This is a genomic window from Clostridia bacterium, assembly GCA_035628995.1.
GTDB lineage: Bacteria > Bacillota > Clostridia > Lutisporales > Lutisporaceae > BRH-c25.
Window position 1 is genome coordinate 56,307 of record DASPIR010000012.1, and the last position, 13,792, is coordinate 70,098.

A 13,792-nucleotide genomic window follows, 5' to 3' on the forward strand; every position below is an offset into this window, starting at 1 on the left:
TTATTCTACCTCCTTTTTTTCTTTTGAAGGCTTCATCATAAAATACTGCTGAACTATAGTAAAGACATTACCTGCTATCCAGTACAATGCAAGTCCTGCAGGTACACTAAGGGTTATCCATCCAAACATTATAGGCATCATATTTGTCATCATTTTCTGTGTCGGATCTACTTTGCCTTTATTTGGAGTTATCATTCTCATCTGATAATATGTAGTTGCTGCTGATAATATTGCTAAAATCGGCAGTCCGAAGCCTGCAACCCTAATCACCGTTGACGCCATTTCTGATTTGCTAAGATCAGTAATCCACCAGAAGTTTTTTGCAATTCCTGCATATATATTAGCGTCTAAAAAAACATATTTGACCGGATCCTGTATAACATAGTACAAAGAGAAAAGAATAGGCATTTGTATAAGAGCCGGTAAACATCCCGAAGCCGGATTGTAATTATGCTCTTTATAAAGCTCCAGAAGCTTCTGATTCATCTTTTCTTTATCATTTTTGTACTTCTCTTGTATTTCCTTCATCATAGGGCTTATTACATTCATTCGTTTAGTAGACTCGGTCTGCTTGATGTTGATCGGGAGCAGCAGTACCTTAGTCAATATTGTAAAAATGATTATTGAGTATCCATAATCTCCTACAAAATCAAATATGATTCTCAACAAACTACCTAGCGGGCCAGCAATAAAATCTAACAAGTTTTTTCCCCCTTATATTCTGTTTATATTAAAACCTAAGGTTTTTCTTTCTTTTCCGGTACAGGATCATATCCGCCGGGGTTAAAAGGATTACATCTTAGGATACGTCCTGCAGACAGATATACGCCAAATATTACTCCATGGGTATTAATTGCTTCAATAGCATAATTCGAGCATGTGGGTATGAACCTGCACTTGCCCGTAGCCAATGGCGAAATAAATATCTGATATGCTCTTATAATAATAATGAAAAACTTCTTCATTTATTCCTCGCTTTTTTTAAGCTTGGCTTTCCTCATTATTGACATAATATTATTCTCAATTAATTTATAATCGGCTGCTGCGCTTCCAACTCTCGCAGTAAAGACAATGTCAAAACCCAGTTTATTGTTGTCGGAATATTTTCGGTATACTTCCTTCATGAGTCTTTTTACTCTATTTCTTACAACACTATTTCCTACTTTCTTACTTACCGAGAAACCTACCCTGTTTGAGGCAGAATTATTCAAAATTATATACATGACAACATATTTTTCAACGTAATATCTTCCTTCACTATATACCTTTTTAAATTGGTAATTCTTCTTTAGCTTATACAACGTTGTCATATCCTGCCTCCATTTTAAAGACTACAGAAAAAGGCCACAGTTGCGGCCTTATACTGTCAATCTTTTTCTACCTTTTAATCTTCTTCTTCTAAGAACGTTCCTACCTGTAGCAGTACTCATTCTCTCTCTGAAGCCATGAACTTTCTTTCTTTGCCTTTTCTTTGGCTGATATGTCATTAACACAATACACACCCCCTAACTTCTGTACTACATAAATCACACTAGCATTCTTACATTTTATCAAACAGACAGCTCTGTATAATAGGTTAGGCCTAATGTTGGCTGCGATGATGGAATGTAATCGCATTTGTAAGATCTATATCATGCATTTATACAATAAAGCATAATTCACCACTTTACTATTAAAATTATATAGACATTGACAGTTCGTGTCAATATAATATTTTGTCCCAATTCTATACATTTTACTACCCTTCAAGGTGTTTAGCATATTGACAATTTATCAATTTCGACTATTAGTATATGCATTATTGCTTTCCGTTCTTGTGGATAAATGTATCATCTCACCTCAAATATTGTGGATAATTATCTTATTTTTATTGAACTTAGCCTTTTGTTTTGCTATTATAGTTATATGATTGTGTATAACCCTATAATTTTATAAAAGTTATCAACAACTGTGTATAATTTGTGTATAACTCAAGGGTATTGTGTATTAATTACTTCTTTGTTGTCTATAATCTAATAAATACCTATAAGTTATATGTGAATAAGTACATTTTTTTCTTGTTGACAAGATAAAATATATTATTTTTATACAGAATTATATTAACAATTTATACACATTTTTATTCATTATTATGTTGTCATATGGCTGTCTACGTTTCATAAAGTCGTTGTGTATAAGCATGTTAATAATTTAGTTGGTTAAGGAGGCTGGGTATGTACTCTCATATCACAGATATCTGGGAAAAGACTCTAGATGTAATAAAAGTTGAATTAACAGAAGTAAGTTTCAATACTTGGCTTAAAGCAATACAACCTATTTCTACGCGGGACAACCTTGTTACGTTTTCCGTGCCTGATGATTTTACAAAGGGAATACTTGAAGCAAGATATGTTACTCTTATAAAAAACGCTTTGAAGCAGGTTTCCTCTGAATATTACGATATCAAATTCATAATACCTACTGAAGAGAATTATGCTTCTATAATGAGGGAGAATACTGAGCGAAATCAAATAGAGGAAACAGTTAACACCTCCCTAAATCCCAAGTATACTTTTGATACCTTCGTTATAGGCAACAGCAACCGCCTTGCCCATGCAGCCTCGGTTGCAGTAGCAGAATCACCCGCAAAGGCGTACAACCCTCTTTTTATTTATGGAGGTGTTGGGTTGGGAAAAACTCATCTTATGCACGCAATAGGCCACTATATATCAAAACAGAATAAAAAAGCAAAAGTGGTTTATATTTCTTCTGAAACCTTCACAAATGAACTTATTAACTCAATTAGAGATGATAGAAACAATGAGTTCAGAGGTAAATATAGAAATGTAGACGTACTATTAATTGACGATATACAATTCATTGCTGGAAAGGAAAGTACCCAGGAGGAGTTCTTCCACACGTTCAACTCTTTATATGATGCAAATAAGCAAATAATTATCTCAAGTGATAGACCTCCAAAAGAAATCCGAACCTTGGAGGATAGGCTCAGATCAAGGTTTGAGCAAGGGTTGATAGCAGATATACAACCACCTGATCTTGAAACCAGGGTAGCTATATTGAAGAAAAAGGCAAGATCAGAAAACCTCTCTATTTCAGATAATGTAATGCTTCTTATAGCAAAAAAAATTCATTCAAATATTAGAGAGCTTGAAGGAGCTTTAATTAGAATAGTAGCGTATTCTTCTCTTACAAATGGTGAGATAAATGAAGATCTTACAAATGAAGCTTTAAAGGACATAATATCCAACTCCAAGCCAAAGCTGGTTACACCCGCTGCTATAAAAGATGTTGTTGGTCAGTACTACAGTATAAAGCTGGAAGATTTCAATGCAAAGAAAAGAAACAAATCAATAGTTTTGCCAAGGCAAATTGCGATGTTCCTTTGCAGAGAACTTACAGACCTTTCCTTGCCAAGGATTGGTGAAGAATTTGGCAGGGACCACACCACTATAATGCATGCTTATGAGAAGATATCTAATGATATGAAAATTGACAGTCAATTGAAATCAGTTTTAGAAGAGCTCAAAAGCAAAGTTGAAACCTAAAGGATATGATTTTAACACTAATATCCTGTTGATATATTATTGATAAACTGTTGATAATTTTTTTTAGTATTTTAGTTGTCCTTTTCTATCAACAATTTTTGTTAAAATACTCCACAGATTATGAACACAAGGTTTCATAGCGTAACAACAACATTAAGGGCTTTTGCACTTATTAACAGCCCCTACTACTATTACTACTATAATTATTATATTATATTATATTAAAATGATTTTCGGAGGTTATCCACAATGAAAATAATTACTACAAAATCTTCTCTCCTGGAAAGCATAAATATAGTTCAAAAAGCAGTACCGTCAAAAACTACTTTACCAATTCTAGAAGGTATTCTTTTTGAGGCTAAAAACGGAAAGCTGAAGCTAACAGCAACAGATCTGGAAATAGGAATAGAGACACTATCAAATGTAGATGTAATAGAGCCCGGTAAAGTAGTGCTATCCTCCAGAATAGTTGGAGATATTGTTAGAAAGCTTCCAGATGCAGATATAGAGATAGAAACAGCAGGGGGAAACCTGGTATATATAAAAAGTGAACGGTCAAATTTTAAAATTGTTACTCTTCCTCATGATGAATTCCCAGAGCTTCCAGTAGTAAAGAAAGAAAATGGAATTACTCTTTCCCAAAATCTTCTTAAAGATACTATAAAGCAAACAATATTTGCCGTATCATCAGATGAAGTAAGACCTATACTTACAGGAGTACTTTTTGATGTAGATGGTGAAAAACTTACAATGGTAGCTCTTGACGGCTTTAGAATGGCTGTAAAATGGAACGGAATAATAAATGACAACAGCTTTAAGGCAGTTATTCCAGGAAAAACTCTTTTAGAAATAGGTAAAATACTGAATGAGAATGAGAATCCTATAAATATTTATTTTTCGAAAAATCACATTCAAGTCCAAATTGAGGATACAATAATTATATCAAGACTCCTGGAAGGAGAATTCATTAATTATAAACAGATAATACCATCAGAATACAAGATAAAAGTAAAAGTATCTTCAAGCAAACTTATGGAAGCTTGTGACAGAGCTGCTTTGTTTGCCAGAGACTCCAGCAATAATATGATTAAGTTTGAAATAAATGATGATATTATGGTTATTACGTCAAACTCTCAAAATGGTGATGTTCATGAAGAACTGAAGATTCAAAAAGAAGGAAACGATATAGAAATAGCTTTTAATGCAAAATATTTTATAGATGTGCTAAAGGTTATTGAAGGTGAAGAAATAACAATAGAGTTTACTACAAATGTAAGCCCAAGCATAATAAGGCCAGGTGACAATACAGGATACTTATACCTTGTACTTCCGGCAAGGTTCAAAAAGAATAATTAAATGTGTTTTAAAAACCACCCAATCAGGGTGGTTTTAATCAAAATAGGAAGAGAGTGAAAAAATGCGAGAAGTAAAGATAGCTACAGAATTTATAAAACTGGACCAGTTTTTGAAATTTGAGAGTCTTGTTGGATCAGGCGGAGAAGCAAAAAACATAATAAAAGATGGAATGGTGAAGGTCAATGGAAGCATTGAAACGGCTAGAGGCAAGAAGCTTCATAAAGGAGATACAGTAGAAGTTTTTAGTAAAGTAATTAAGATAATATAATTTATTGTCGGGGTGCTTATATTGTATATTAAAAGGGTTAATTTAAAAAGTTATAGAAATTATCCGACTCTTGAAATAGAATTAGGTAAAGGGGTTAATATATTTTATGGTCAAAATGCACAAGGAAAGACAAACATTATAGAATCCATATATATGGCCTCAACCGGTAAGTCGCATCGAACACAGAAGGATTCGGAGCTTATTATGTGGAATTGCGATAATGCCAAAATAAAAATTGAGTTTCAAAAAGAAAATGATGAAAAGACAGTAGAAATATATTTAAATAAAAGTTTAAAAAAACAAATAAAGCTGAACGGAGTAAGGATAAGCAAAATAGGTGAGCTTATAGGCAACCTAAACACTGTAATATTCTCTCCGGATCATATGAAAGTAATAAAAGAAGGACCCGTTGAAAGAAGAAGATTCATGGACATAATATTGTCTCAGGTCAAACCAGGGTATTATTATAATCTGGTTCAATATTTGAAGGTACTTGAGCAAAGAAATAATCTTCTAAATGAAGCGAGAAAGAATGGAAGCTTGCTTAAGACAATTGATATATGGAATGAGCAGTTGGCTGACTTTGGTACTAAGATAATTATGACAAGACATTATTTCGTTGATAAAATATGCAGCATGGCAGCAGAGACTCATGAAAGAATATCAAATGGTAAAGAGAAGCTGGAGCTTAAATATAAATCCTCTATAGATTATCTGGACTGTTCAGAAAATGAAATCAAAAAAGCCTTTATAGATGCACTGGAGAAGTCAGTCAGTATTGATTTAAAAAGAGGTGCTACTCATAAGGGGCCTCATAGGGATGAAATAATGTTCTATATAAATGAAAATGAGGTGAAAACCTATTCATCCCAAGGACAGCAGAGAACAGCCCTGCTTTCTCTGAAAATATCCGAGCTGAAATACATGGAAAACGAGACAGGAGAATTGCCTATACTCCTTTTGGATGATGTTTTTTCCGAACTTGATACAGAAAGGCAAAAATATTTGGTTGATTTTATAAAAAACATACAAACTATTATAACTTGTACAGATGTAGAGTATCTTGAAAAGCTCAAGCTTGAAGGTTCGAAGGTGTATGAAGTTGTTGATGGAATGGTAATAAAAGTATAATAAACACATTTTAAAAAAAATCACGGAAAAGATTTTAAGGACTAATTTAATTTCCGTGATGTACACTAGGGAAACAGAAGTGTGAAAAATCTTTTTCACATTCTGTTTTGGATAAAGCTTTTAGTTTTTTGCACAAAAGGTTATAATAATATAGTATGGACAAAATATGGCTATTTGGAAGCAAGGGAGGACAAGTTGATGTTTATGCATCTTGGCGGAGATGTTGTAATATCTCTAAAGGATATAATTTCAATAATGGATATAGAATCCAGCAATACATCCAGCAATACTAGGGATTTTCTAAAGACTGCTGAGGATGAGGGCTTCATAAGGAGAATATCACAGGATGAAGCTAAATCTTTTGTTTTGGCGGAAAAGGATAAAAAGACAATAATATATTTGTCTCCCATATCTTCTGTGACCTTATACAAAAGAGCCGGATTCATAGATGATATATCGTTGAAGTAAAGGGGGAACGTACAGAAATGGTAGAAAAAAAGAATACATCAGCATATGAAGCAGAGCAGATTCAAGTACTTGAGGGGTTAGAGGCCGTAAGAAAAAGGCCTGGAATGTATATAGGCAGCACTGGTGCTAAGGGTCTTCACCACCTGGTTTGGGAGGTAGTCGACAACAGTATAGATGAAGCATTGGTAGGCGTCTGCAAAAATATTAACGTAACAATTCATTCTGACAATTCAATAAGCAATGAAGACGATGGCAGAGGCTTCCCTGTAGGAATTCATCCAAAGCTTGGCAAGCCTGCAGTAGAAGTTGCTCTTACAGTTCTTCATGCAGGAAGTAAATTCGGAGGCGGAGGCTACAAGGTTTCTGGCGGATTGCACGGAGTTGGTGTTTCTGTAGTTAATGCTTTATCTGAATGGCTTGTGGTAGAAGTAAAGAGAGATGGAAAAGTATATCAGCAAAGGTATGAAAGAGGAACACCTGTTACTGAGCTGAAGGTTATAGGCTCAAGTAAAAATACAGGAACAACGGTAACTTTCAAACCGGATAATCAAGTATTTGATGAACTGGAGTATAGCTTTGAAACTTTAGAGCATAGACTCAGGGAGTTGGCATTCCTTAACAAGGGGATAAAGATAAACCTCAAGGATGAGAGGGATAATACTGAAAAGACCTTTCAATATGAGGGCGGAATAATATCCTTTGTGAAATATCTAAACAAAAATAGAGAGGTTCTTCATAAAGACCCAATATATTTTGAAGCCAGAAAAGAAGATATTGATGTTGAAATAGCACTTCAGTATAATGACGGGTATTCTGAAAGTATTTTCAGCTTTGCCAATAACATAAACACCTTAGAGGGTGGAAGTCATATGACTGGCTTTAAAAATGCAGTAACCAAAGTAATAAATGATTATGCCAGAAAGTACAAATATCTTAAAGAGAATGATGTAAACCTTATTGGAGAAGATGTAAGAGAAGGTATGTCTTGTGTTGTAAGCATAAAGCTCACTGATCCGCAGTTTGAGGGGCAGACTAAGACAAAGCTTGGAAACCCTGAAGTAAGGGGAATAGTTGATAGTGTAGTTGTAGAGAAATTTGAAGCATTTCTGGAAGAAAATCCTCAAAGTGCAAAGATAATAATGGATAAAGCGCTGACTGCTGCAAGAGCGAGGGATGCTGCAAAAAAAGCAAGAGAGCTTACAAGGAGAAAAACAGTACTTGAAAGCACTACTCTTCCTGGTAAATTGGCAGACTGCTCTGAGAGAGACCCTAAGCTTTGTGAAATATATATAGTTGAGGGTGACTCCGCAGGAGGCTCTGCTAAGCAGGGAAGAGATAGAAAGTATCAGGCAATACTTCCTTTGAGAGGTAAAATACTAAATGTAGAAAAGGCGCGACTTGATAGAATATTGACCAGTGAGATGATCAGAGCAATGATAACAGCTTTTGGAGCGGGTATCAGTGATGATTTTAATATAGAAAAAATGAGATACGGAAAGATAATAATGATGACTGATGCTGATGTAGACGGTGCGCACATAAGAACGTTACTTTTAACCTTCTTCTACAGATATATGGGTCCCTTGGTAGACGCCGGATGTGTTTATATTGCTCAGCCCCCTCTATACAAGGTTAGAAAGAAAAACAAGGATTATTATGCATATAACGATAAAGAGCTTGAAAATGTATTCAAGGAGATAGGAAGAGATGGATCAAGCATACAGAGATACAAGGGTCTTGGAGAGATGAATGCTGAGCAGCTATGGGATACTACAATGAATCCCGAGACTAGAATTTTGCTGCAGGTAACAATGGAGGATGCTGTTGCAGCTGATGAGATATTTACGATTCTAATGGGAGATAAGGTAGAGCCAAGAAGAGAATTTATAGAGCAAAACGCTAAATATGTTAGAAATCTTGATGTATAATGAAAACTGGCGAAAGCCAGTTTTTTCAGCTGCTAATATTAAAGCGTCAAACTTCATATATTAATTATAAATAGATAGAATGAATTAAAAGAAGCAAAAATTAGGGAGAAGGTAACCATGCAAACCAAAACAAGTAATAGTACAGGCACAGATGTAATTCTTGAAGTCAAAGAACTGACAAAGTATTATAAATGTGATGATGCGGAAGATAATATAAATAGTATAATAGGCTTCCTGAAAAGAAAAGAGGATCTGGGTATAAAGGGAGTATCCTTTGATATTTGTAAAGGCAGTATTATTGGACTTAGAGGAAAGAAAAAGTGCGGAAAATCAACGCTGCTGAAGCTGATTGCAGGAATAATCAAACCATCTTCGGGCAACATTTTTTACAAGGGACTGAAAATGAACAGTCAACAGCTGAGAGAGATTGTATCATATATTTCAAAGGAACAGCCAAGCAGTCAGGAATACAATTGTACACTTTTTGAAAATTTAATTCAGTATACATGCAAAGAACAGAAGGAAAGATGTGACGTAGTTGACAAAGCAGAGAAGCTTATTAATGATTTTGAGCTTGAAGACTATAAGTATAAAGAGGTCATAAAGCTTCCCAGCTCTGTTCGCAGCAAAATGTTCATTATAAGGGGCTTCTTAAGTCCCAAAACAATAATATGTTTTGACCATCCGCTGATGTTTATAGAGGAAAAGCTGCAAGACACCTTTAAAAAACATATGAACGAGCTGGTGAAGGCAGGCAAGACGATTATAATATCAACGGATGAGGAAAATATATTAGAAAGCATATGTAATGAGATAATCATACTTGATTGAGCACATTAGGAATTTACATTTGGTAAGGCGAATTCAACAACAGATAATGAGGCAGTTGTATGAAATTTGAATAACAAACAGAAAAAGTATTTCATAAGATGTGGACAGCCGTGATAAGACACGGCTTTTTCTTAAATTTAAGTAATTTTTTCACAGAATTGAAAATAAAATAATAAATTGGACAAAAATTATTAATAGTTTTATAATTAATATGTATTTGTATGCTAAAAATTAATATTCATATAAGCTTTGGAGGTAATAGATTTGGATTACGAAAACCAAAAGATAGTGCCGGTAGGCATTGAAGACGAAATGAAAAAATCATTTATCGATTATGCGATGAGTGTTATAGTTCAGCGTGCATTGCCTGATGTAAGAGATGGTTTGAAGCCCGTTCACAGAAGAATTCTGTTTGCAATGAATGAATTAGGGTTTACTCCCGATAAACCGCATAGAAAGTCTGCAATGTCAGTAGGTGAAGTTTTAGGTAAATATCATCCACATGGTGATTCTTCTGTTTATGATGCAATGGTCCGAATGGCTCAGGACTTTTCTCACAGATATATGCTTATTGACGGACACGGGAACTTTGGTTCTGTAGACGGAGATAGTGCGGCTGCAATGCGTTATACAGAAGCCAGAATGTCTAAAATAGCTGTGGAATTGTTAAGAGACATAGACAAGGAAACTATTGACTTTACTCTAAACTATGATGAGAGTCTTAAAGAACCAACAGTTCTTCCTGCTCGTTATCCAAACCTATTGGTAAACGGAAGCAGTGGTATTGCTGTAGGTATGGCAACCTCAATACCACCACATAACCTGGGAGAGGTTATTGACTGTGTAATTGCAAGCATAGATAATCCGGAAATAGAACTGGAGGAAATGCAAAAATACATCAAAGGTCCTGATTTTCCTACAGGCGGCATAATAATGGGCAGGGAAGGCATGAGAAAAGCCTATAGCACCGGAAGAGGGAAGGTTACTGTAAGAGCTAAAGTAGAAATTGAGGAAATGAGCGGCAATCGACAAAGAATCATCGTCAATGAAATACCGTATCAGGTGAATAAAGCGTCAATGATAGAAAAAATCGCCGACCTGGTAAAGGAAAAAAAGATTGAAGGCATTTCTGATCTAAGGGATGAATCAGACAGAAGCGGCATGAGAGTTGTAATAGAACTGAAAAGGGATGCAAATTCTCATATTATACTGAATCAGCTTTATAAACATACTCAAATGCAGGATACCTTCAGTATAATTATGCTTGCTCTTGTTAATGGTCAGCCAAAGGTTCTGAACCTTAAGAGCATAATAACCCATTATATAAATCATCAGAAGGATGTTGTGACAAGAAGAACCCAGTATGATCTCAAGAAGGCTGAAGCCAGGGCACATATTCTGGAAGGCTTGAGGATAGCTCTTGACAACATAGATGAAATAATAAACATACTAAGAAGCTCCAAGAATGTTGCAGAAGCTAAAGAAAGAATGATGTCCAAATTCGGATTGTCTGAATTGCAGGCTGATGCTATAGCGGAAATGAGACTCAGAAGCTTGACCGGTTTGGAAAGAGGCAAAATAGAAGAAGAATATCTTGGATTAATAAAAAATATTGAATATTTCAGATCACTTCTTAGCAATGAGCAGAAGCTATTCATGGTTATAAAAGAAGAGCTTCTCGAAATAAGAAAGAGATTTGCAGATAAAAGACGAACCCAAATAACAGCAGCATTAGAAGAGTTTGATGCAGAGGATTTCATAGATGAAGAAGAAGTAGCTGTCACTATGACCCACTTTGGATATATAAAGAGACTGCCGGCAGATACATACAAGAGCCAGAGAAGGGGAGGCAAAGGAATAACAGGACTTCAGACAAGAGAAGAGGATTTTGTAGAAAATCTGTTCATAACCTCTACTCATAACTATATTTTGTTCTTTACCAATAAGGGAAAGATGTTTAAGCTGAAGACATATGAGATTCCGGAAGCTGGCAGGCAAGCTAAAGGAACAGCTTTGGTCAATCTTTTGCAGCTCAGTCCGGAAGAAAAGGTCAGTGCTGTAATAAACATAAAAGATTTTGAAGACGGGAAATATCTTATCTTCATGACAAAGGGCGGGTTAGTTAAAAAGACGGAATTGAAGGAGTATGAAACTTCAAGAAATACAGGCATAACGGCAATAACCCTGCTTGATAATGATGAATTGATTGGTGTCAAACTTACTCGCGGAACTACCGAAATTATCGCTGCGACAAAGAACGGACTGTCAATAAGATTCCCTGAAAGTAATGTAAGGTCTATGGGACGCGGTACCCAGGGTGTAAAAGGAATAACCCTGAATCCTGACGATGCAGTAATAGGTATGGACATTCTGGAAGAGGGCGCTGACCTTCTGGTAATCAGTGAGAAAGGCTTTGGAAAGCGTACGCCTGTTGGGGAATATAGAGTTCAGACAAGAGGAGGAAAAGGAATATTAACCTCCAAGATAACCAGTAAGACTGGACACGTAGTTGGAATGAAGGTTGTAAAGGACAACGATGAAATAATGATTATAAATATGTCAGGTATAATCATTAGATTGAATGTGAATGAGGTTTCAGAAATGGGAAGAAGTACTCAAGGTGTTAAGCTTATGAGGGTTCCTAAGGATGAAAGCATAGTATCAATAGCCAAAATCAGTTCACTGGATGAAGAAGAGCAAGAGCAGGAATAACTGCTCTTTTCTTTTTTATACTCAAAGACTATATATTTTTTTGATAATTTTGTAATTTCTTGTATAATAAGAATAGAATATGTTTTTTGATTTTGAAGGGGGATTAATATGGCTGAAAGGATGATTGAAGTAAACGTGGCCGAATTGCTGCCCGGAGACATATTAGCAGCGGATATATACAGCACGAGCGGTAATACACTTGCCAAAAAAAACACTGTAATATCGGATAATACTATTTTGGGACTTAAAAAAAATCACATAGAATCTGTTTATATATTCAGAGATCTAGGCTATAGTAATTCGGAAGACCTTTTAAACATTAAAGACATTCTCATTAAAGAAGCCATAGAGATAATGGATACCCAGGTAATGAAATTCATAAAGAAGGAAAAAAACATATATGAGCTTAAAGATATTATTATAGATTTATTGAAAAAAGATAAAATTATTAATCTGATGATACCATTAAGAGTAATAGGAGATAATATATTTAGACACTGTATAAGCGTTGCTTTTTATTCTGTTGCTGTTGGAAAGGAAATGTACTTTCCTATTAATAGATTATTTATACTGGGAACTGCAGCTTTGCTTCACGATGTAGGAATGACTGAGATACCGAGAAATATAGTTAATAAAAAGGGGTCATTAACAGAACTAGAAAAAATGATGATTCAGAGGCATCCAAGGTACAGTTTTGAAATTGTTCAAAATGCGGGAGGCTTCAGTGCTGAGATTTACAATATAATTCTTGAGCATCACGAACGGTATGATGGTACTGGATATCCTGGTGGATTGGTCAATGACAAAATACACACAATGGCAAAGATAATTGCAGTCTGCGATGTATATGAGGCATTAACCAGTGACAGGCCATACAGATCAAAACACACGAGGTCTGAAAGTGTGGAATACCTGTTGGGGTCAGGCAACTTCTATTTCAATCATGAAATAGTGAAGGCTTTAATAAACACAATAGTAATATATAGATATGGACAGTGGGTTGAGCTAAGCACAAAAGAAATAGGGGTAGTAATAGACGACGAGGTCCAAGGATTTAATATAAAGCCTAAAGTTATGGTGTACTTCAATGTGGAAGGACGGCAGCTTAGAGAACCTAAATTGGTTGACTTATCTCTTAGAGAAAGCATAAACATATCAATTCTAAGAAATATTTAAAAATTCCGATATTATACAAATAATAAGTGAATAAACGGTTTATAATATAAAAGGCTGCTATTGAAACATTGTAATGGATAGAGAAGCCTTTTTGTTTCGTAAACATGTAATAACTTACCAGTTGCAATGGTGGATTAAAAATGATAAGATAAGATTCCTGTCGCAAACAGCACAGGAAAACAGACAGCAAGCCTTAAACTTCCAGTTGACTCTGGAAGATATACATGGTAGAATGTAATTCCTGCCTCGGTAACGAAGCGGAAAAACAGACAGAAAAGAAAGACGCAAATTGCCACTAAAAACCAGTAAAAACGTTGTTGACAACGGTTTGGCGGTGTGGTAATATAGTAAAGGTCGGCGGCAGAAACGCCGGCAGA

General features: G+C 35.2%; 14 protein-coding genes. 9 read left to right on the forward strand and 5 right to left on the reverse strand.

Annotation, left to right across the window (positions count from 1 at the left end):
• Genes VEB00_04485 through rpmH form a run of 4 tightly spaced genes read right to left on the reverse strand, consistent with a single transcriptional unit; the run spans position 1 to position 1,493 of the window.
• Positions 1-702, reverse strand: a complete 702-nt coding sequence (locus VEB00_04485; protein ID HYF82269.1) for a YidC/Oxa1 family membrane protein insertase — start codon at positions 700-702, stop codon at positions 1-3.
• Between the two features lie 35 nt (positions 703-737).
• Positions 738-965 carry a membrane protein insertion efficiency factor YidD gene (gene yidD, locus VEB00_04490; protein HYF82270.1) on the reverse strand — a complete coding sequence of 76 codons (228 nt, stop codon included), beginning with the start codon at positions 963-965 and terminating at the stop codon, positions 738-740.
• The gene (gene rnpA / locus VEB00_04495; protein ID HYF82271.1) at positions 966-1,310 is read right to left on the reverse strand and encodes a ribonuclease P protein component; all 345 of its coding nucleotides are present in this window, start codon (positions 1,308-1,310) and stop codon (positions 966-968) included. It abuts the gene before it with no gap.
• Positions 1,311-1,358: 48 nt separating this feature from the next.
• A complete protein-coding gene (gene rpmH, locus VEB00_04500) occupies positions 1,359-1,493 on the reverse strand; it encodes a 50S ribosomal protein L34 (protein HYF82272.1) in 135 nt (44 codons plus the stop codon).
• A 720-nt stretch (positions 1,494-2,213) separates the two neighbouring features.
• On the opposite strand from rpmH, the gene dnaA reads away from it, so the two are divergent.
• From dnaA to VEB00_04545, 9 genes are all read left to right on the forward strand, one after another.
• A complete protein-coding gene (gene dnaA / locus VEB00_04505) occupies positions 2,214-3,545 on the forward strand; it encodes a chromosomal replication initiator protein DnaA (GenBank protein ID HYF82273.1) in 1,332 nt (443 codons plus the stop codon).
• A 249-nt stretch (positions 3,546-3,794) separates the two neighbouring features.
• Positions 3,795-4,901, forward strand: a complete 1,107-nt coding sequence (dnaN, locus tag VEB00_04510) for a DNA polymerase III subunit beta (GenBank protein HYF82274.1) — start codon at positions 3,795-3,797, stop codon at positions 4,899-4,901.
• Positions 4,902-4,962: 61 nt separating this feature from the next.
• Positions 4,963-5,169, forward strand: a complete 207-nt coding sequence (locus tag VEB00_04515; GenBank protein ID HYF82275.1) for an RNA-binding S4 domain-containing protein — start codon at positions 4,963-4,965, stop codon at positions 5,167-5,169.
• 21 nt (positions 5,170-5,190) lie between these two features.
• Positions 5,191-6,300, forward strand: a complete 1,110-nt coding sequence (gene recF / locus VEB00_04520) for a DNA replication/repair protein RecF (protein HYF82276.1) — start codon at positions 5,191-5,193, stop codon at positions 6,298-6,300.
• Positions 6,301-6,498: 198 nt separating this feature from the next.
• Entirely contained in the window at positions 6,499-6,768 is a 270-nt protein-coding gene (locus VEB00_04525) for an extracellular matrix/biofilm biosynthesis regulator RemA family protein (protein HYF82277.1), read from the forward strand.
• 17 nt (positions 6,769-6,785) lie between these two features.
• Positions 6,786-8,696: a DNA topoisomerase (ATP-hydrolyzing) subunit B gene (gyrB, locus tag VEB00_04530; GenBank protein ID HYF82278.1), complete on the forward strand. Its 1,911-nt coding sequence runs from the start codon at positions 6,786-6,788 to the stop codon at positions 8,694-8,696.
• 117 nt (positions 8,697-8,813) lie between these two features.
• Positions 8,814-9,527: an ATP-binding cassette domain-containing protein gene (locus VEB00_04535; protein HYF82279.1), complete on the forward strand. Its 714-nt coding sequence runs from the start codon at positions 8,814-8,816 to the stop codon at positions 9,525-9,527.
• Between the two features lie 264 nt (positions 9,528-9,791).
• Positions 9,792-12,239: a DNA gyrase subunit A gene (gyrA, locus tag VEB00_04540; protein ID HYF82280.1), complete on the forward strand. Its 2,448-nt coding sequence runs from the start codon at positions 9,792-9,794 to the stop codon at positions 12,237-12,239.
• Between the two features lie 108 nt (positions 12,240-12,347).
• Positions 12,348-13,415 carry an HD-GYP domain-containing protein gene (locus VEB00_04545; GenBank protein ID HYF82281.1) on the forward strand — a complete coding sequence of 356 codons (1,068 nt, stop codon included), beginning with the start codon at positions 12,348-12,350 and terminating at the stop codon, positions 13,413-13,415.
• Positions 13,416-13,549: 134 nt separating this feature from the next.
• On the opposite strand, the gene VEB00_04550 is transcribed toward VEB00_04545, so the two are convergent.
• On the reverse strand, positions 13,550-13,792 hold a 243-nt coding region (locus tag VEB00_04550), incomplete at its 5' end, for a hypothetical protein (GenBank protein ID HYF82282.1).